This is a genomic window from Pseudoalteromonas sp. C8 (assembly GCF_011378685.1).
GTDB classification, from domain to species: domain Bacteria; phylum Pseudomonadota; class Gammaproteobacteria; order Enterobacterales; family Alteromonadaceae; genus Pseudoalteromonas; species Pseudoalteromonas arctica.
On sequence record NZ_WTKT01000012.1, the window covers coordinates 1 to 19,418 of the forward strand.

The following is a 19,418-nucleotide window of genomic DNA, read 5'->3' on the forward strand; positions in this document are numbered from 1 at the left end:
TAATAAATCTATCTCAAGCAGAGCTCAGGTTAGTTAAATACTTAAAAAGCACGGTTTTCTAATTTAGAAGCCGTGCTTTTTTGTGTTTTATAAACGCTTAATCTAAATTAAATAGTAACCACTATGCGACCGTTAATTTCACCTTTGAGCATATCATCAAAAATCTCGTTAATGTCCTCTAAGCGTTTTTCTTCAATAATCGCTTTTACTTTACCTTGCGCTGCAAATTCCAAGCATTCTTGCAAATCTTTACGTGTACCAACAATAGAGCCCACTACTGACACGCCATTAAGCACAGTATCAAAAATAGGAAGCGGCATATCCTCTGGAGGTAATCCCACTAATACACATTTACCGCCACGGCGTACACTTTTATAAGCTTGTTCAAACCCAGCTTTAGATACCGCAGTACACACAACGCCATGCGCGCCACCTACTTGTTCAAAAATAGCTTCGCTAGGAACAACTTCTTTAAAGTCGAGTGTTATATCTGCGCCAAGCTCTTTAGCAAGCGCGAGTTTTTCTTTACCTGTATCAACAGCTATTACATTAAAACCCATTGCTTTAGCGTACTGTACTGCTAAATGACCAAGCCCGCCTACACCAACAATAGCAACCCACTGCCCAGGTTTAGCACCGGATACTTTCAATGCTTTATAGGTTGTAACACCTGCACAAAATAATGGAGCAGCTTCAGAAAAGCCTAATCCCTCAGGTATTTTTACAACATAATCACCGTGAGCCAAACAATATTCTGCATAGCTACCATCAATAGAATAGCCAGTATTATGCTGCGATAAACACAGTGTTTCTTTGCCATCTAGGCAAAACTCACAGTGCCCACATGCACTATAGAGCCAAGGAATACCCACTCTATCGCCAACTTCTAAGTGCTTAATGTTGCTTCCAACTTTATCAATAACACCAACTCCTTCATGCCCTGGAACTAATGGCATTTTTGGCTTTACCGGCCAATCACCATGACAGGCATGTAAATCGGTGTGGCAAACGCCACAAGCGGCTATTTTTACTAAAACGTCGTTTATTCCAACCTCAGGAATTGGCAGATCTGTTATTTGTAATTTACCTTTGTATTCATTATTAATTGCAGCTTTCATAGTCATTCCATCGTATGTGAAAAAAATTAAAAATAAGGATTTATTTACGTATTGTTGTGTACAACATATCCCAATATAGATGTATAAATATTAATCTAAATCATACTTTAGTCGTTAAAATCAATTTATAAAATGGCTAAGAACTTGCTATCCAAAATGAGCGTGCTAGCATTTACTTTCTGAAATTACTGAAAGTTACTAAGCTATGAGTTTATCCGAAAAGAATTTTGCCTTTGTAATGCATTGTGGTGAGATGGGCAGCCGCTGGGGATTCAATCGTACGATTGGGCAAATGTGTGGTTTGCTGATTATTACTAAAAATCCAATGACAGCCAATGAGATTGCAGATGCGCTTAGTATTTCTCGCGGTAATGTAAGCATGGGTATTAAAGAGTTGCAATCGTGGCAATTAATTAAAGTGCAGCATATTCCTGGCGATCGAAAAGAGTACTACGCCCCTGCTGGCGATATTTGGGATATGGCAAATCGCGTATTTGAAGAACGTAAAAAGCGCGAAATTGAGCCCACCTTAACATTACTACGCGATAACTTATTAGACGAAGCCAGTAACGACGATGAGCTTTATGCACAAAAACAAATGGGGGAAATTCACAACCTACTTGAAACTGTCACTAAATGGTCATCAGAGCTGCAACGTTTAACGCCAGAGCAACTTAATAAGCTGATGAAGCTAGGTTCTGGAATTGGTAAAGTTATTGACTTAAAAGATAAGATATTCAAAAAAGAATAAAGCCGCAATTGCGGCTTTATTTATATGTATATTTTAATAATTAGATTTTTGGATAACCAATTCTATCCGACAAGTAACCTACGCTAGTAGCAAAGTAATACGAGCGATTCCAATGCATAAACACTTTGTAGTTATCGTACGCTAAGTACATACGGCCATTTATATCATCAGGCATAACCAGCGCAGCACGTACGTCTACATTAGGTAAATCAGAGCCATCAGCTTTACGAACACCCAGTGCTTGCCAATCAGCTAATGAGCGCTCAGAATCATTCCAATATTCTAGCCACTGCTTGCGCGTTTTTGTACCACGCACTAAAACGTATTTACTATCAAAGTTTTCAGGTAACTGTACTTGGCGACCCCACGTAAGAGAGTCGTTCCAGCCTTCTTGCTTTAAATAGTTAGCAATTGAAGCAAAAGCATCTTCCTTTGTGGTCCAAATATCTTTACGGCCATCATTATTGTAATCAACCGCGTAAGCATTAAATGAAGTTGGCATAAATTGCGTTTGCCCCATTGCGCCTGCCCATGAGCCTTTAAATTTATCAAGCGTGATATGGCCCGATTTTAAAATGTCGAGTGCAGCCCAAAGTTGGCGCTTATAAAGCGCTTCTCGGCGTCCATCAAAAGCAAGCGTTACTAACGATGCGATAACATTATGGCCACCTTGAATGGCGCCAAAATTACTTTCAAGTCCCCACAAGGCCACTATAAAGCGTGCTTGTACGCCAAACTCTTTCGCTACTTTTTCAAGTACATCTTTGTTTTCTGCATAAAGCTTGCGTGCGCGGTCTATTTTCCACTGTGGTACACGTTTTGGTAAATACGTTTCGAGGGTTTCTTTTACTTCTGGCTGGTTTTTATCAGCCGAAACCACTTTTTCTTTATATGTTGCTGTTGCAAAAGCATCATCAATAAGTTTGGCTTCGTAACCTTTTGAGATGGCTTCTTGCTTTAAATTTGCTAAATAATCTTGAAATTCGGCCTGTGTTTTTGCCATCACAGATGAGCTTAAACATACACCACATAATATAACGATAAGTTTTTTAATCACTATCAACTCCATTTTCTTTTCGTAACTGACTTAGCAAATTTTGTTCCGGTGGAGGAAGTTGTAAATAATAACCCTGATCACTTAGTGCACCTTTTACTGCTTCTAAATCAGACCCACCTAAATGCTCACGTTTTGCTAAGTTGATGATCATCACATAAAGAGGTTGACCAAACATAGCCATTAAAGGTTCCGGAACTTTGTCAAAATCATCTCTTTTTTCAACAAATAAGAACGTATCCGCTTTTTTCTTACTTTTATATACTGCAGTGAGCATTATGACCCTATAAATTCTTGCTTAACAATGCCGCACACTATAACATGAGAGTAATAATAAGTTAGAAAAATTAGATTAGAAATTTCAATAAAGGCCCTATTCAGCCTACGTTTATCTAAAATTAATTTCTAATCAGACAATTCAATTGAGCGTGTATGTCGGACCAAATTTTTGAGTTAAAAGGGAATCTTTTTACGTTATCAGTTTTACATCTTTATAGTACTGATATAAACCTTTTAGCAGAACAACTATATATAAAAATAGCCCAGGCCCCTAAGTTTTTTGAGGGTGCTCCTATTGTTGTTAATTTAATTGAAATTAAAAACAGTTCACTTGATTTTGTACACTTAAAGTCATTAATCGAGCGTATGAGCTTTAACGCTGTTGGTGTATGTAATGGCTCAGATGAGCAACATACACAAGCTAAAGCTGCTGGCTTATCTGTTTTGAATTATTCACAAGACGTCAAGAGCGAACCTGTTAAACAAGAGGCTAATACGTCGATTGTAGAAAAAACAGTGCATTTACCAGCGCAAATTATTAGCGGTACAGTTCGCTCTGGACAACAAGTGTATGCAAAAGATAGAGATTTGATAGTACTTGGCGCGGTTAGTCATGGTGCTGAAGTTATTGCCGATGGAAATGTGCATATTTATGGCACGCTACGCGGTCGCGCTATTGCAGGCGCAAAAGGTTTTAAAGAAGCACACATTTTTTGCCAAAAACTTGAGGCCGAGCTGGTTTCAATAGATGGTAACTACTGGATCAGTGATTCACTACAAGGTGAACATTGGGGAAATGCAGTGCAAATACAACAAAAAGACGAATCATTAGAAATTTCAGCTTTGGTTAAAGGATAAATCTCATGGCAAAAGTAATTGTCGTTACCTCAGGTAAAGGCGGTGTTGGTAAAACAACATCAAGTGCTGCAATTGGCACAGGCTTAGCGTTAAAAGGCTATAAAACAGTTATTATCGACTTTGATATTGGTTTACGTAACTTAGATTTAATTATGGGTTGTGAACGCCGTGTTGTTTATGACTTTGTAAACGTAATTAATGGTGAGGCAAACCTTAACCAGGCGCTTATTAAAGATAAACGTGTAGATAAATTATTTTTACTACCCGCTTCACAAACTCGTGATAAAGACGCATTAACTCGTGAAGGTGTTGAACGCGTATTAAACGAATTAAAAGAAGACTTTGATTACATTGTGTGTGATTCACCAGCAGGCATTGAAGCTGGCGCTATGATGGCAATGTACTTTGCTGACGAAGCAATCGTGACAACAAATCCAGAAGTGTCGTCAGTTCGAGATTCAGATCGTATCTTAGGTATTTTACACAGCAAATCAAAACGTGCTGAAGAAGGCCTAGAAAACATTAAAGAACACTTACTATTAACACGCTATAATCCTAGTCGTGTTGAAAAAGGTGAAATGCTATCGGTAGAAGATGTGCAAGATATTCTGTCAATCCCACTATTAGGTGTTATTCCTGAATCGCAAGCGGTATTAAGTGCTTCAAACTCAGGCCAACCTGTTATATTGGATACAGAATCTGATGCAGGCCAAGCTTATTCTGATGCAATTAACCGCTTACTAGGTGAAACCGTCGATTTTCGCTTCTTAGACGTTGAGAAAAAAGGCTTATTTAAACGGATTTTTGGAGGTTAACGTGTCTTTACTTGACTACTTCCGCTCAGAAAAGAAAAACAGTGCGTCACTAGCAAAAGAGCGATTGCAGATCATTGTCGCGCACGAGCGTTCTCAACGAGGAACGCCGGATTACTTACCACAATTAAAACAAGACATTTTAGATGTGATCCGTAAATACGTGAACGTAAGTACCGATGCAGTTCAGGTTCAGTTTGATCAGAACGAAGACGATTTAGCCGTACTTGAGCTAAACGTTACGCTACCTGATGAAGAAAAGAAGTAATTGAAGAAAGGGCGCTTTATAAGCGCCCTCTTTATTTTCGCAATAACTTTCTAAATATCTAGTCTTAAGTATCCCATTCTTTTAAAGCGTCTTTAACGTAGGTATATCGCCAAGAGCTCAGTAAGTCAGGCTTTATATGACTCTGTTTTTGCTCATTAGTTAGCTTCCAATTCCAACTAATCAGTTGATTGACTTGCTTTTTAGAGGCCATAACGTCTTCTGGTATATTGTGCTCTTTAGCTACTTTAGTGATTTTTTGTTTTATATCTTTTGCTACTTTTTTATAAGTAGGAAAATCAATTAAGCGCTTAAGTACATCAGGGTGCTGAGCATCTGGAACTTCTTTGGCAGCTTCAATACACTTTATTATATCGACACCAGAGCGATTAACTTCAATAGCTTCAACACCTGGAATTTGACGTAGAGCGTTTAAACTTGAAGGACCACGTTTGGCAATTTCAGTCATGTTATGTTCTTTTAACACAAAATTAAGCGCCAAATTTTTCTTGATAGCTTTATTTCTTCGCCATACAGCAAGCTCTTTTAACACCGCCAGTTCGTGCGGTTTAAGTTGCCATGCATTTTTAATATCTTTATATAAAAGTTCGTCAGGTGTTTGAAATGCACGTTTTTTGGCAATCAATTCACTTTCGTTTATTACAATGTCAAAGAAGCCAGCGGCATTAATGCGATCAATAATCAGCTCAAAACACGGTAATAAGTAAAAAGTATCAGCAGCCGCGTAGTCTAATTGTTTTTTAGTTAACGGGCGTTGCAGCCAGTTAGTGCGTGACTCGCTTTTATCTATTTCAATACCTTGCAGTTCTTTTACCATAAGAGCAAAACCCATACAGTTACCTTCACCGAGTAGCTGCAACGCAAATTGTGTATCAAATAATGGGGCTGGGACAAAGCCTGCGTACTTTTGAAAAACTTCAATATCTTCTGAAGGAGAATGCAGTACTTTTAAAACTGCAGGATCTTTAAGTATTTCCCAAAAATCAAATAGTGAAAGTTCCGCTAATGGGTCAATAAGCGCTAAATGCTCACCATCAAAAACTTGGATAAGTGCAACTTCTGGATACAAAGTACGACGACGCATAAACTCAGTATCAATAGCTAAAATAGGTTTATTTTTTATTTGTTCAACAAAAGTGTTCAGTTGATTTTGGGTTTCGATCAATTGGTATTGCACTTAATCTCCTACAATAAAAAAGCCGACATATGTCGGCTTTTTTATAGGTTGCTAATCTTTCAAGGCTCTTCGGAGTATCTTACCTACGTTAGTTTTAGGTAACTCATCCCTAAACTCTACCAGCTTGGGGACCTTGTAATTAGTTAAATTATCACGACAGTGACTTATTATATCTTTTTCAGTTAAAGAAGGGTCTTTTTTCACAACAAAAACTTTAACTTGTTCACCACTTACATCGTGAGGAATACCGATAGCAGCTACTTCAAGCACACCTTCGTGCATAGCCACTACTTCTTCAATCTCATTAGGGAAAACATTAAAGCCAGATACGATGATCATGTCTTTTTTACGATCTACAATAAAGAAGAAACCTTCGTCATCATAAGTCGCAATATCACCTGTAGCAAACCAGCCGTCTTTTAAACATTCAGCGGTTGCATCTGGTCGTTTGTAATAACCAACCATGACTTGCGGGCCTTTAACACAAAGCTCGCCAGGTTCACCTTTAGCGGCTTCTTCGCCGTTATCTAAAACCAATTTAATATCAGTGTTAGGCGCTGGTAAACCAATAGAGCCATTATATGCTTTCAAATCAAAAGGACTAATAGTAACTAAAGGAGAACATTCTGTAAGGCCATAACCTTCCATTAATTTTGAGCCAGTCACTTTTTGCCATTTTTCAGCAACAGGACGTTGAACGGCCATACCGCCGCCTAAAGACATTTTTAAATGACTAAAATCAAGTTCAGCAAAACCTGGTGTGTTTAATAAACCGTTAAATAATGTATTAACACCGGTAATAGCTGTGAAATTATGTTGACCCAACTCTTTAACAAACCCAGGCATATCTCGTGGGTTTGTAATTAATATATTTAAACCACCGTACTTCATAAATGTTAGGCAGTTAGCTGTTAAGGCAAATATATGATAAAGCGGTAAAGCAGTCACAACCACTTCTTCACCACGGTTTAACACTTTGTCTAAACAACCTGAAACTTGTTCAAGGTTACCAACCATGTTGCCATGGCTCAGCATTGCCCCTTTAGATACACCTGTTGTGCCGCCGGTGTACTGTAAAAATGCAAGATCAGACAAGCTCATTTCAGGGCGCGTATATTTAGCTTCATCTGCAGCTAAAACGTCTGAAAATTTAATTGTGTTAGGCAAGTTGAACTTTGGCACCATTTTTTTAATGTGCTTCACAACAAAGTTAACGACATGCTTTTTAAGCCCGCCAACCATATCGCCTACTTGCGTAACCACGATATGTTTAACATCAGTATGAGCAAGTGACTTTTCAAGTGTGTCAGCAAAGTTTGCTAGGATGAAAATAGCCGTAGTGTCAGAGTCTTTTAGCTGATGCTCTAATTCACGTACTGTGTAAAGTGGGTTAACATTTACAACCACACAACCTGCACGCAAAACACCTAAAATTGTGACTGGTGTTTGTAGTAAATTAGGCATCATTACGGCAACTTTGTCGCCTTTTTTAAGACCCAAATCATTTTGAATATAGGAAGCAACTTTTTTTGTTGCTGTGTCTATTTCATCGTAAGACATCGTTTTACCCATATTCGTAAATGCAGGTAAATCGGTGTAGTCACTAAAACTTTTTTCGAACACTTCGAGTAACGAGTTGTAATGCTCAGGATCGATTGTTTCAGGCATACCCTCTGGGTAGCGCTTAAGCCAGATTTTTTCCACTCTTAGCCCCTGTTTATAATTATATTTTTATTAACCTTAATCTAAGTAAGGCGCTTTAACAATTGAGCAAATACTCTAATGCAGGAATAATCCCACATTTAACACAAACTTACAATTAACATGCACCATTTTGCAGCATAAAGTCTTGAATATGCTCAAAACAGTGTTCACTGCTTTGCATGTGGCAATGATGCCCACCATCTACATTAATGACCTTCAAGCTATTGTAATAACTAATATACTTTGCCAAATTTTGTTTTACAAACGAATAACCTTCGTTACCTAAAATTAATTGACATGGTGCAATTAAATCTTTTATTGCACCAATACATTGCGCCTCATCAAACCTAAAACCTGAGTGATTTTTGAGCTTTGGATCTGTTGTTAGCACAAAACCATCTCGAACCTGTTTTATATTTCGCTGCATTAATAGCGTAATAAGCTCGCTATTTAAATCGGTTGTTTGAGCGCGTGCTTCATAAATAAGTTCTTTCGATTTATAAATTCTCGACTTTTTATTTTTTAAACGCGCTCTATTTAGTACTGCACTTTTTAACTGTTCACACACACCTTCACTCGGGGTTGTAACACAACCAATTCCCTCAATAAAGGTAACAGACTTTACATAATCGCTAAAGCAGCTAGCAAAAAGACCTGCAACCATAGCCCCCATTGAATGACCTACTAAATGTATTTTTTTAACACCAAGCGCATTTATAAGTTGGTACACATCATCAATATAATCAATAAAATAATAGTGTGCGTCATCACTTCGCCAAGACGATAAACCGTGCCCAACAAAGTCAATGCAGTACCAAGTGTGCTCTGGGTTAACGTTGTTTAACATTGGCATAAAGCTATGGCAGTTGTCTAACCACCCATGCAACGCTATTACTATTTCGTTCCCTGAACCTACTTTTAAGCCATGAATATTTAAATTATTTGTTTCAATATTAAATGGCTGCACGGTAAGTCCTTTATTAATTTAGAGCATCATTATTTATAGCATACAAGTTGTCAGACCACTAACTTAGAAAATGGTGCCAAATTCACGCTTTAATTATCTTCCTGGTATCAAATATAGCACTGAGTAGAAAACAAAACTAAATATTTTCAATAGCTTAAAAATGGAGTAATAAGCAAAGTTTTTTTAACATATTAATTTTGAGTACCTTTTAAACAAATAAAAGGTGAGAGCACCATATATAGATAGTTTATAACTAGTATAATTTAAATAAATAGAACTAACAGCGTTAACTACAATTCTATGTATATAAAATCAAAGTATAAATTATAAATATCTCAGATATTCATTTATTTATCATCCTATCTGTATACAATATCAGCGGCTATTAAATAAGGTACACTCATAAGGTACAACCATGAAAAAACAGATCAGCTTATTGGCACTTTTATGCACCGCTTCTGGTGCTTACGCAGAATCAGCACCTAAAAATGTAATTTATATGATTGGTGACGGCATGGGTCCGGCTTACACCACGGCTTATCGCTATTTTAAAGATGACCCTGCAACAAAAGAAGTAGAAGGCACGGTTTTTGACACTATTTTAAAAGGCATGGCTCACACCTACCCTGATGACCATACTTATGTAACAGACAGTGCTGCGGGTGCTACAGCGCTTAGTAGCGGCCATAAAAGTTATAATGGTGCAGTTGCTGTAGATACAGATAAAAAGCCAGTTAAAACCATGCTTGAAATGGCAAAAGAGCGCGGTATGACAACAGCGCTTGTTGTAACGTCACAAATAAACCATGCAACGCCTGCTAGCTTTACAGCTCACAATGAATCTCGTTACAACTACGATGATATTGCCAACGATTATATTGATAATAAGATTGCTGGTAAATTACCCGTTGATTTAATGCTAGGTGGCGGTACTAAATATTTTATTCGTGATGACCGGAATTTAGTTGAAGAATTTAAAGCGGCAGGTTACCAATACGGTGACGATATTAATAATCTGGGCCAAATCACACAAATACCTGCCATAGGTTTGTATGCGAGCAAAGGCCTGCCATTTGCACTTGATATAAACCCAACTCGCCTTACTCAGTTAACATCTAAAGCGCTTGGTTTACTAGATAACCAGAACGAAGAAGGCTTTTTTGTGATGATTGAGGGCAGCCAAATTGATTGGTGTGGTCACTCTAACGATATAGCCTGTGCGATGGCTGAAATGGACGACTTTGCTAAATCAATCGAAAAAGCAAAAGCGTACGTTGATAAAAATAAAGACACTATACTTGTAGTTACAGCCGATCACTCAACGGGCGGCTTAACTATTGGTTCGCACGGCCAATTTAAATGGGAAACAGACGTAATTAAAGGTGTTAAGGCAACGGCTAGTAAGTTAACAGACAAACTTATGGAGTCTAAAGACTTAAAACCAGTATGGACTGCTAACACCAATATTGAATTTACAACTGAAAACCAAATCAAACTTGAGCAAGCTAAAAAAATGGGCGAAAAAGCGCTTAATTTAGCTGTTAAAAGTATTATTAGTGATGCGAGCTTTACTGGCTGGACAACCGGCGGACACACCGCTGTAGACGTTCAAGTATTTGCCTATGGCAAAGGCAGTGAGCAATTTATTGGCTCACAAAATAATACTGATATTGCCGATAAGCTAATTGGCTTTATTGAACAGTAATACCAATCCGCAATAATACTTAATCAATTTGAGGGGTTAAATCTTACGTTAACTACGTTAAAAATTTCTGATATAGAACAACTAAATAACGAAATTTTTGCCTTGTTATCGACACGATTTTCTTCCCTCAAAATAGATCACTTAATTAAGCGAATTGGTATAATTTCACCTCGTTTTTAACACAAAAAGCCCGAACACATGTTCGGGCTTTTTATTGAATTTTATCACTGTATTTATCTAAAACGTTTGAATGAGCTTTAAGCGTATATATCAACGCCTATTAAATTTTGTACTTCGGCTCTGCGTTCTAAATTGGCAAATTCAGTATAAGTAGAAATCGCTTTACTTACTTGAGCTGTCGGTTGGTCGTAAATTGTTTGGCTGTATTCATTGCTTTTAGCACTGCTTTTAAACAGTTGATTAGCCAGTTCGACGCCCTCGACACTGCTTTTTACATAATCGGTATTCGTTTTTTGAGCAGCCGGCTGGTCTAATAAACTCTGTGGTTTATTAGTAACAACTTTAGTAGGGCTAACCCTACCCGGAATATCTCCGGTAAAAAAACCTGAACCAATAGGCAGCGTCATTACGCGTCTCCAACCTTAATATTGCATAAAATTATGATTTAAAAACAACCAATTTGCAAATAATATGATTACTCACGTCCTGGTAGCTTTTTCCACGTTACCGTATCGCGCACATATTTAGGTTGAGCGTCACTCGCTTTTACAACATCACCCGCTAAAAACGCGGCTTCAACATGCGCTAACATATAACGCGCATCAGGCAATGTAATATCAGTATTAATTGTCACGTTTTCAAAGTCATTAAGCGCATCAGGATAGGTTTTAAAGCCCGTGCCTACCGCTACAGATGGCTCACTGGTCGCTATATAATCATTGTTTAGTAAATCAGGTTTTATAACGCATTCTTGGTTAACTAAAAGCATTAGATTATTTTGCGCTTGGTAATGTGCAAAGTATATCTCACCCATGCGTGCATCTATGCTTGGATAAACACTCACACTACCGTTTTGTTCAAATGCTTGTTGCGCCATAATAGCCAAAGTAGACACACCTACAAGCGGCAAATTAGTTGAATACGCTAAACCTTGTGCTATTGCTACACTAATACGCACACCAGTAAAACTGCCCGGGCCTTGCCCAAAACCAATGACATCTAAGTCTTTTAATTTACAGTTTGCTTTAGTTAATAGCTCATCCACAAGTGGAAGTATTTTTTGGCTATGTTGCTGCGGACATTCTTCAAAATGATGAAATGTTTGGCCCTGAAAATGTAAAACAATTGAAAGTGCTTCAGTTGAAGCATCAAGGGCAAGAATATTACTTTTGATCATTTTATTACTCTAATTAATTTGTTTTAAAAATGTATTGGCATCTTCTAAGCTTCGCGTGCGGCGCATCGGCGGTAAGCTTTTTAAAAATACTTGGCCATATTGGCGTGTAACTAAGCGATTATCGCATATTACAAGTACGCCTTTGTCTTTACTATCTCGAATTAAACGCCCTACACCTTGTTTTAGCGCAATAACAGCCTGCGGTAATTGTATGTGTGAAAAAGGGTCTTTTCCCTGCATTTGGCAATCTTGCATTTTAGCTTGAAGCAATGGATCGTCAGGGGCTGCAAATGGCAATTTGTCTATAATAACACAGCTTAGTGTACTGCCGCGTACATCAACACCTTCCCAAAAAGAAGCCGTGCCGAGTAATACCGCATTACCATGGCGAGTAAATTTCTCTAAAATAATACGCTTAGACATTTGCCCTTGCATATAAACTGGGTAGTCTATTTGTGTGGTGAGCCCTTCGGCAACTAAGTGCATCATTCGATAGCTCGTAAATAACACAAAACAACGCCCTTGCGCTGACTTTATAAGCTCAAGTGTTAATTTTACAATCGCATGGGGCATATTATCAGCGTGCGATTCAGGTAAGTAACGCGGTAAACACAGCAGCGCCTGATTAGGGTAATCAAACGGGCTATCTACCATCATGCTTTGCTTTGGTTTTAAACCAAGGCTTGCATTAAAGTGCTCTAGTTTATTGTCGACCGAAAGTGTTGCTGATGTAAATACAAAGCCTGCGCCCGTGTCTTGCATCATTTGAGCAAATTTAGCGGATACATTTAATGGCGTTATATTAATAGTTAAATAACGGCGCGTTGTTTCATACCAGTAACTAAAACCGGTTTGGGCTGTATCAAAAACCCGCTCTAACTGCCCTTTAAACGCAAGTGCACGCTCAAACGGGTGCTCAATTTTGTCGCTTCTATCTAGGCAAAGTTTAAGTACTTGATAAACAAAATCTAAATCACTGATCACACGATGAAGTGCCGCACATATTTGTTTATCGCTTAGCTTTTCTCGCCAATCGCCTCTACTGCCATCAACACCAAACTGTAATCGTAAATCAGCAACGCTTGTTTCAAGCTTATTTAAGCTTTTACCTAGCTGCAGCATATCGGGAATTTCGGCTCTATAAATAGCACGTAAATCATTAATTAAATCCACCAGCTTTTTAGTACTAATACTCTCACCAAAATAATCACTGGCAATTTCGCTTAACTGGTGGGCTTCATCAAATATATACGCGTCAGCTTTTGGCATAAGCTCAGCAAAGCCACTTTCTTTTACAGCCATGTCGGCAAAAAATAAATGGTGATTAATCACAACTACGTCGGCATCGGCCGCAGTTAAACGTGCTTTGCGTATATAACAGCTTTGAAAATCTGGACACTCTTTACCTAAGCAATTATCAGCTGTTGAATTTACATAAGGCAGTACTTTCGCGTCATCTTCTATACCAATACAATCGGCTAAATCGCCTGACTGCGTTTCACTGGCAAACTTAGCTACCATCGCTAGTTGGTGCATTACGTCGGAGTCATCAGTAGGTACATGCGCAACATGCTGATTAAGTCGGTAGGTACATAAGTAATTAGCACGCCCTTTTAATAAGGCGGTTTTTTTAGAAGCACCAAGCGCTTTCACTAATTGAGGTAAATCGCGGTGGTATAACTGTTCTTGTAAGGCTTTAGAACCAGTCGATATTATCGTTCGGCCTTTTGATTTAAGTGCAGGGGCTAAATATGCAAATGTTTTACCAGTACCCGTGCCTGCTTCAACAACTAATTGCGAACTGTTTTTTAATGCATCTGCAACAGCTACTGCCATATCAATTTGTGGTTGGCGAGGCGTATATCCATCCAACGATGACGCCAAAGGTCCGGTTGCACTAAACAGCTGTTTGATAATACCAATCACTTTAAAATAAATAATAGCGGGATTTTACGTAAGCAAAGCATTTAGGGCAAGTAATTACAAAATCGACTTTTATTTTATGATGCAACACACGTTTCAATAATGTGATTAACCACTAAAGTTTACAACAAACACTGTATTTATAACGTACATTTAATTTAATAATGACAATATTTACAAAGCCACATTTCTTATTAACTCTTACTAAAAACAATCCTCATTAAAAGCTATATTTAGGCATAAATACTGTGACTCTCAAATATTACAGGAGTACCATACGCGGGTTTATAATCCTCTTTTTTGTGTGTCGTTTAAAAAATAGTTAAGGTTAATCAATGAATGCTTGGTACCTCATTTGTTTTCTCTCTGCAATTGCAATTTTTATAGCCTTTGCAAACCAGTACATCCTCAAAATGCAAACTACAATTGCCATTACTACCGGCTCTGTGGTTATTTCTTTATTACTGATTATTGCAGTAAAATTATTAGGCGATCAGAACGCATTAGCAATGACCCAAATAGTTTCCAGTATTGACTTTAACGAGTTACTACTTAAAGGCATGTTGGGGTTTTTACTTTATGCGGGTGCGCTCGAAATAAACCTACTTGCCCTGCGTAAGCAGCGGTGGGAAATTACTGCCCTGGTATTGTTTTCAACCATTGCCTCCACATTTATAGTGGGTTATTTAAGTTTTTATTTATTTTCAGTTTTTGGTTTTGATGTCCCTTTTATTTATTGTTTACTGTTTGGCGCGCTTATTAGCCCAACCGACCCTATCGCTGTACTTGCTATTATTAAACAAATGCGAGCGCCAGAAGGCATCTCAGTTCAAGTAGAAGGTGAGTCGCTATTTAACGATGGTATTGGTTTAGTTATATTTACCACTATATTTTCTGTTGCTTTTTATGGCACCGATGCACAATTTGGTGACATAGCAGAGCTATTCTTTGTTGATGCAATAGGGGGCATTGCGTTTGGTTTAGTCATTGCATTAGTTGGCCACTTTTTAATTATTAATAGCCGCGATGTAAATATTCGCTTATTAATTACCTTAACTATCCCAACAGCAGGTTTTGCTGCAGCAAATATTTGGGAAATATCTGGCGCACTTGCCATGGTAACCAGTGGCATATTAATGGGTAATATTACCCGCACTAAAGCAACCGAGCGCACGGGCCCCGAAGACACGCGCTACGTAAAAGATTTTTGGCATGCAACCGACAGCTTTCTAAATGCTCTACTGTTTTTAATAATAGGTATGCTAATAGTCACTATGCCAATCACGCTTGGAGAAATTGGTTTAGGCTTATTAATGGTACCTGTTGTATTACTAGCACGCTTTATAAGTGTAGGCGCACCATTTGTAATTTTTAAACGCTTTAGAACTTACGATAAACACAGTGTTAAAATTTTGACCTGGGGTGGACTACGTGGTGGCCTTGCTCTGGCAATGGCGGCAGCAATCCCACGCGAGCAAGTTTTTGTAGGCGGTTCAGACCTACATAACCTAATCGTTATTGTTACTTACGTAGTGGTTATATTTTCTATTATTGTACAAGGCTTAACTATTTCGCCGCTTATTCAAAGCAGCATTAAGTCTGCTGAGCAAGCCAAGTAATAAATGCTTTGTCTGCAACACATTCAGTAACCAAGTTATTATAAAAATCACTTGGTTACTGTTACTCAAGTGTTACAAAAACACTTTAAAGTTCTATAAATTGTTATCCTTTTTATTTATCTGCTTTGTTTAAATTAATCCGCTTGAAATGCAAATGAAAACAATTATAATTTTGACTTTTCCTCTACAGGGCTTTTCGATGTCCATAAATAATTCTCACATGTTTTTAAATTTGGTGTCTCTGAGCAAACGACAATTTCAATGTTTTTTTATGCTTTTTATAATGGTCATGGCAAGCTTTAGTGTTTCAGCCTCGCCTAATGAGCAAACAAAAATAAAACAAATTGCACAGCTTGCAGAGTATGTAGGTGTTGATTACGTGGCAGCTGTTGGGAATGGTGAAATACTTGATCCTGACGAATATCAAGAAATGACTGAATTTTCGCACGTTATTATTGAGCAAGCTGGACAGCTATCAAGCCAAACAAATGAGTTTGATACAGTAAAGGTACAAGCTAAAGCCCTGCATTCAGCGATTGCCAATAAAGCGAGTGTTGCCGATGTACGTGCAGCAAGCTCAGCGCTTCGCGAGTCGCTACTTACCTTTATGCCGCAACTATCGTTACCTGCATCACTACTTCCTGTTGAGCAAACCAAAGCGCTTTTTGCTGCTAACTGTTCAATGTGTCACGGCCCTAGTGGTCAAGGCGACGGCCCGCTTGCAAAAAACTTATCGCCAGAGCCTACCAACTTTACCGATGAAGAACGCGCAACTAACCGCTCATTAATGGGGTTATTTGACGCTGTAAGTAACGGTATTAACGACACGCCAATGGTTGCTTTTACTCAATTTAATGAACAACAACGTTGGTCTTTAGCTTTTTATGTAGGTAGCTTGGCATTTAAAGATGTTCAAAAACCACAAAATCTAGAGCAAAACATTACCGCTTCGCAGATTGTAAACTTAAACCCTGCACAATTATCGGCAGGTCAAAGTGAAGCACAAGCACATTACGTTAAATGGCTTCGTGGTAATCCAGAGCAACTATTTACCGGTAAAAAGAATCCGATAACGGTTACTCGCACGCAGTTGCTTGCAGCGCAAGTCGCGCATGCTAAAGGCAATTACTCACAAGCAAGTGATTTAGCAATTAGCGCTTACCTAGATGGCTTTGAGCTTGTTGAAAACAACTTAAATGCCTACGACGAAACACTGCGTAAAAACATCGAAGTACAACTGATGAACCTGCGCCAAACATTTAAAAACGAGAAAGATGCAGCCATCGTTGGCGAAAAAGTAAGTGCAGCGCTAGCTCAACTCGCTAAAGCAGATAGCATGCTAAACGAAACCAAACTAACTGATGGTGCACTCCTCTCAGCGAGTTTAGTTATACTACTACGCGAAGGCCTAGAAGCACTCCTCGTTATTATTGCCCTTATGACCGTACTTATTAAAACTAAACGCCAAGACGCGCTTAAATATGTACATGTTGGTTGGGTAACCGCACTTATTGCTGGTGGTTTAACGTGGGCTGCGGCACAAACATTAATAGAAATAAGTGGTGCAAGTCGCGAAGTTATGGAAGGTGCTGGTGCATTGTTTGCCGCTGTTATTTTACTGTATGTTGGCGTATGGATGCACAGTAAAACCAGTGCGCATCAATGGCAAAAATACATCAAAGACAATATAGATAAGCGTCTTGAGTCGGGTACATTATGGGGTTTAGCAGGGCTTTCGTTTATAGCCGTATACCGTGAAGTATTCGAAACCGTACTGTTCTATCAGTCTTTATTAACGCAAAGCTCGCCTGCTCAATATTCATCTATTGCTTCGGGTTTTGCGATAGCTGTAGCAATACTGGCTATTATTACGTGGGTATTAATTAAGTACTCAATTAAATTACCGGTTGCTAAGTTTTTTGCAATTACCACTTACCTATTATTTGCACTCTCGTTTGTGCTTATGGGCAAAGCTGTTATTGCATTACAAGAGGCCGATATAATAGGTATTGCGTCACTGCCAATGAGCTTTGATATTGCATGGCTTGGTATAAAGTCAACATGGCAAGGTATTGTGGCTCAAGTATGTGTGTTCGCTATATTTAGCTTTTATATATTTAAAAGCAAAAACCAAGAGTAATGCCAATCTGCTTAAAAGTTTAAGCTAATTGGCATAAGCAAAATACATAGTAAAAAGGCCCGCAAGGGCCTTTTTGAGTTAATTGCTTATGTATTTAGTAAAGTTGGTATTATCAAGCCCATGTATCTAAATGGGGGTTTTCGTCATCATCTAGGTTAGACTTTTTTTTATTATTTTGATCATTAAGCATATTGAGCTTTTTCTTTTTTTGTAACTCACGCCTTTTTTTATTCTCTAATTCAACTTTTTCAGCGGCAGCCCCACTTTGCACACCCGCAATATGAAAAGCACTTTTTGACTCAACTTCTAGCCTAGTTATTCTTCCTAAATAAGGGATCATAATATCCATAAGTACTTCCTTATTTTTTCATTTTATTCATTAACCACTTGGTTTGAGTGATAAACAACCAATTGTTGGCGAAAATTGCGCTTATTATCTTAATATTATCGACAGTTATAACATATGCTTTAATTAAGCTAAAAAAAACTTGCCATAATATAGCTGTTTATGTTTTTATGAATGCGAAATTTATTTAAACAGATAACAACTGAACGTTACTATATCAACGAGCAGTTACATAGGATAAAAAATGCGCTTAAACCTGACAACAGTACATCATCACCACCATTCACCGGAATAACCTGTCAGGTCTTTCGCTGAGAGGTTATTCCTAAAAGGAACCTCTGGCGATTCAAATAACATTGATTCATTTTCGCCCTGAGGTTCCCCTCGGGGTTTTTAGTTTTTAAATTAAAGGAAAATGAATAATGAACAACAGTAATCGTCTACGTATCGCCATCCAAAAAGGCGGCCGCCTATCTAAAGATTGTCAAGATCTGCTTAAACAGTTAGGTGTTAAACTTAACCTTCGTGAACAACGCTTAATTGCACACTCAACTAATATGCCAATTGACGTACTACGTGTGCGCGATGACGATATTCCGGGTTTAGTAATGGACGGTGTATGTGACTTAGGCATAGTTGGCGAAAACGTACTTGTAGAAGTTCAAGCAGAACGTGAACGACAAGGTGTTCCAAGTGAAGTAACCAAACTTTCAAAACTAGACTTTGGTTACTGTCGTCTTGCACTTGCATGGCCACAAGAGCTTGGCGCTCGCGATAAGAGCTGGTTTGAAGGCAAACGTATTGCGACTACCTACCCAGAAATTTTAACTCAGTGGTTAAAGCGCGAAGGCATTAACGCAAGTACAGTGATGCTTACGGGTTCTGTTGAAGTAGCACCGCGTGCAGGTTTATCTGATGCAATTTGTGATTTAGTATCTACTGGCGCAACACTTGAAGCTAACGGCTTGATTCAAGGCGAAACAATTTTAGAATCAAACGCGTGTTTAATTCAAAATAAAGATCTTCAAGATGCTGACAAACTAGCACTAATCAATAAGCTTATGCCGCGCCTACGTGGTGTTAGACAAGCTAAAGAAAGCAAATACATCATGCTACACGCACCAAAAAACAAACTTGATGAAATTTGTGAAATTTTACCAGGTTCTGGTCAACCTACTCTACTTGCCCTTGCGGGTAACGATGAATACGTAGCACTTCACATGGTAAGCAGCGAAACATTATTTTGGGAAACAATGGAGCAGTTAAAAGCCTTAGGCGCTAACTCTATTTTAGTTATGCCAATTGAAAAAATGATGGAGTAA

18 protein-coding genes are annotated in these 19,418 nt (G+C 38.3%); 8 read left to right on the plus strand and 10 right to left on the minus strand.

The features are described from left to right. Positions 1 to 107: 107 nt before the first annotated feature. A complete protein-coding gene (adhP, locus tag GQR39_RS12530) occupies positions 108 to 1,118 on the minus strand; it encodes an alcohol dehydrogenase AdhP (RefSeq protein ID WP_007583268.1) in 1,011 nt (336 codons plus the stop codon). Between the two features lie 205 nt (positions 1,119 to 1,323). Here adhP and GQR39_RS12535 point away from each other — a divergent pair, with 205 nt between their 5' ends. Continuing rightward, complete coding sequence (locus GQR39_RS12535) at positions 1,324 to 1,869, plus strand: MarR family transcriptional regulator (protein WP_010552940.1); 546 nt, start codon at positions 1,324 to 1,326, stop codon at positions 1,867 to 1,869. Positions 1,870 to 1,909: 40 nt separating this feature from the next. On the opposite strand, the gene GQR39_RS12540 is transcribed toward GQR39_RS12535, so the two are convergent. Next, a complete protein-coding gene (locus tag GQR39_RS12540) occupies positions 1,910 to 2,926 on the minus strand; it encodes a lytic murein transglycosylase (protein ID WP_024594339.1) in 1,017 nt (338 codons plus the stop codon). Then, positions 2,919 to 3,200, minus strand: a complete 282-nt coding sequence (locus tag GQR39_RS12545) for a YcgL domain-containing protein (protein ID WP_007583270.1) — start codon at positions 3,198 to 3,200, stop codon at positions 2,919 to 2,921. The genes GQR39_RS12540 and GQR39_RS12545 overlap by 8 nt, the downstream gene beginning before the upstream one ends. A 155-nt stretch (positions 3,201 to 3,355) precedes the next feature. Here GQR39_RS12545 and minC point away from each other — a divergent pair, with 155 nt between their 5' ends. Genes minC through minE form a run of 3 tightly spaced genes read left to right on the plus strand, consistent with a single transcriptional unit; the run spans position 3,356 to position 5,140 of the window. Continuing rightward, a complete protein-coding gene (minC, locus tag GQR39_RS12550) occupies positions 3,356 to 4,060 on the plus strand; it encodes a septum site-determining protein MinC (protein WP_007583271.1) in 705 nt (234 codons plus the stop codon). Positions 4,061 to 4,065: 5 nt separating this feature from the next. Then, complete coding sequence (minD, locus tag GQR39_RS12555) at positions 4,066 to 4,875, plus strand: septum site-determining protein MinD (RefSeq protein WP_007583272.1); 810 nt, start codon at positions 4,066 to 4,068, stop codon at positions 4,873 to 4,875. A 1-nt stretch (position 4,876) separates the two neighbouring features. Then, positions 4,877 to 5,140 (plus strand): cell division topological specificity factor MinE, encoded by a 264-nt coding sequence (gene minE / locus GQR39_RS12560; RefSeq protein ID WP_004334706.1) that lies wholly within the window; start codon positions 4,877 to 4,879, stop codon positions 5,138 to 5,140. 64 nt (positions 5,141 to 5,204) lie between these two features. On the opposite strand, the gene rnd is transcribed toward minE, so the two are convergent. The 3 genes from rnd to GQR39_RS12575 form a co-directional block, all read right to left on the minus strand. Continuing rightward, positions 5,205 to 6,335: a ribonuclease D gene (gene rnd / locus GQR39_RS12565; protein ID WP_007583273.1), complete on the minus strand. Its 1,131-nt coding sequence runs from the start codon at positions 6,333 to 6,335 to the stop codon at positions 5,205 to 5,207. Between the two features lie 51 nt (positions 6,336 to 6,386). Continuing rightward, a complete protein-coding gene (fadD, locus tag GQR39_RS12570) occupies positions 6,387 to 8,039 on the minus strand; it encodes a long-chain-fatty-acid--CoA ligase FadD (protein WP_007580629.1) in 1,653 nt (550 codons plus the stop codon). Between the two features lie 115 nt (positions 8,040 to 8,154). Next, on the minus strand, positions 8,155 to 9,006 hold the full coding sequence (locus GQR39_RS12575; protein ID WP_165735759.1) for an alpha/beta hydrolase: 852 nt from the start codon (positions 9,004 to 9,006) through the stop codon (positions 8,155 to 8,157). A gap of 415 nt (positions 9,007 to 9,421) precedes the next feature. On the opposite strand from GQR39_RS12575, the gene GQR39_RS12580 reads away from it, so the two are divergent. Beyond that, positions 9,422 to 10,711, plus strand: coding sequence for an alkaline phosphatase (locus GQR39_RS12580; protein ID WP_165735760.1), 1,290 nt, complete (start codon positions 9,422 to 9,424; stop codon positions 10,709 to 10,711). Between the two features lie 257 nt (positions 10,712 to 10,968). On the opposite strand, the gene GQR39_RS12585 is transcribed toward GQR39_RS12580, so the two are convergent. The 3 genes from GQR39_RS12585 to GQR39_RS12595 all read right to left on the minus strand — a co-directional run bounded on the left by GQR39_RS12585 (position 10,969) and on the right by GQR39_RS12595 (position 13,994). Next, positions 10,969 to 11,298: a hypothetical protein gene (locus GQR39_RS12585; protein ID WP_007580633.1), complete on the minus strand. Its 330-nt coding sequence runs from the start codon at positions 11,296 to 11,298 to the stop codon at positions 10,969 to 10,971. Between the two features lie 68 nt (positions 11,299 to 11,366). Next, positions 11,367 to 12,068: a tRNA (adenosine(37)-N6)-threonylcarbamoyltransferase complex dimerization subunit type 1 TsaB gene (tsaB, locus tag GQR39_RS12590; RefSeq protein ID WP_165722031.1), complete on the minus strand. Its 702-nt coding sequence runs from the start codon at positions 12,066 to 12,068 to the stop codon at positions 11,367 to 11,369. Between the two features lie 9 nt (positions 12,069 to 12,077). Continuing rightward, positions 12,078 to 13,994 carry an ATP-dependent DNA helicase gene (locus GQR39_RS12595; protein ID WP_101163490.1) on the minus strand — a complete coding sequence of 639 codons (1,917 nt, stop codon included), beginning with the start codon at positions 13,992 to 13,994 and terminating at the stop codon, positions 12,078 to 12,080. A gap of 332 nt (positions 13,995 to 14,326) precedes the next feature. Here GQR39_RS12595 and GQR39_RS12600 point away from each other — a divergent pair, with 332 nt between their 5' ends. Together GQR39_RS12600 and GQR39_RS12605 are read left to right on the plus strand one after the other, a co-directional pair. Then, the gene (locus GQR39_RS12600; RefSeq protein ID WP_007580638.1) at positions 14,327 to 15,610 is read left to right on the plus strand and encodes a sodium:proton antiporter; all 1,284 of its coding nucleotides are present in this window, start codon (positions 14,327 to 14,329) and stop codon (positions 15,608 to 15,610) included. Positions 15,611 to 15,893: 283 nt separating this feature from the next. Further along, positions 15,894 to 17,750 (plus strand): cytochrome c/FTR1 family iron permease, encoded by a 1,857-nt coding sequence (locus GQR39_RS12605; protein ID WP_165735817.1) that lies wholly within the window; start codon positions 15,894 to 15,896, stop codon positions 17,748 to 17,750. Positions 17,751 to 17,862: 112 nt separating this feature from the next. Here GQR39_RS12605 and GQR39_RS12610 read toward each other — a convergent pair whose 3' ends face one another. Then, on the minus strand, positions 17,863 to 18,099 hold the full coding sequence (locus GQR39_RS12610; RefSeq protein ID WP_165735761.1) for a hypothetical protein: 237 nt from the start codon (positions 18,097 to 18,099) through the stop codon (positions 17,863 to 17,865). A 419-nt stretch (positions 18,100 to 18,518) separates the two neighbouring features. On the opposite strand from GQR39_RS12610, the gene hisG reads away from it, so the two are divergent. Then, on the plus strand, positions 18,519 to 19,418 hold the full coding sequence (gene hisG / locus GQR39_RS12615) for an ATP phosphoribosyltransferase (RefSeq protein ID WP_007580644.1): 900 nt from the start codon (positions 18,519 to 18,521) through the stop codon (positions 19,416 to 19,418).

Excerpts from the sequence above, each read along its gene's own strand:
- adhP (WP_007583268.1), bottom strand. The coding sequence starts at position 1,118 with ATGAAAGCTGCAATTAATAATGAATACAAAGGTAAATTACAAATAACA.
- GQR39_RS12535 (WP_010552940.1), top strand. The coding sequence starts at position 1,324 with ATGAGTTTATCCGAAAAGAATTTTGCCTTTGTAATGCATTGTGGTGAG.
- GQR39_RS12545 (WP_007583270.1), bottom strand. The coding sequence starts at position 3,200 with ATGCTCACTGCAGTATATAAAAGTAAGAAAAAAGCGGATACGTTCTTA.
- minC (WP_007583271.1), top strand. The coding sequence starts at position 3,356 with ATGTCGGACCAAATTTTTGAGTTAAAAGGGAATCTTTTTACGTTATCA.
- minD (WP_007583272.1), top strand. The coding sequence starts at position 4,066 with ATGGCAAAAGTAATTGTCGTTACCTCAGGTAAAGGCGGTGTTGGTAAA.
- GQR39_RS12580 (WP_165735760.1), top strand. The coding sequence starts at position 9,422 with ATGAAAAAACAGATCAGCTTATTGGCACTTTTATGCACCGCTTCTGGT.
- GQR39_RS12585 (WP_007580633.1), bottom strand. The coding sequence starts at position 11,298 with ATGACGCTGCCTATTGGTTCAGGTTTTTTTACCGGAGATATTCCGGGT.
- tsaB (WP_165722031.1), bottom strand. The coding sequence starts at position 12,068 with ATGATCAAAAGTAATATTCTTGCCCTTGATGCTTCAACTGAAGCACTT.
- GQR39_RS12600 (WP_007580638.1), top strand. The coding sequence starts at position 14,327 with ATGAATGCTTGGTACCTCATTTGTTTTCTCTCTGCAATTGCAATTTTT.
- GQR39_RS12605 (WP_165735817.1), top strand. The coding sequence starts at position 15,894 with ATGGTCATGGCAAGCTTTAGTGTTTCAGCCTCGCCTAATGAGCAAACA.
- GQR39_RS12610 (WP_165735761.1), bottom strand. The coding sequence starts at position 18,099 with ATGGATATTATGATCCCTTATTTAGGAAGAATAACTAGGCTAGAAGTT.
- hisG (WP_007580644.1), top strand. The coding sequence starts at position 18,519 with ATGAACAACAGTAATCGTCTACGTATCGCCATCCAAAAAGGCGGCCGC.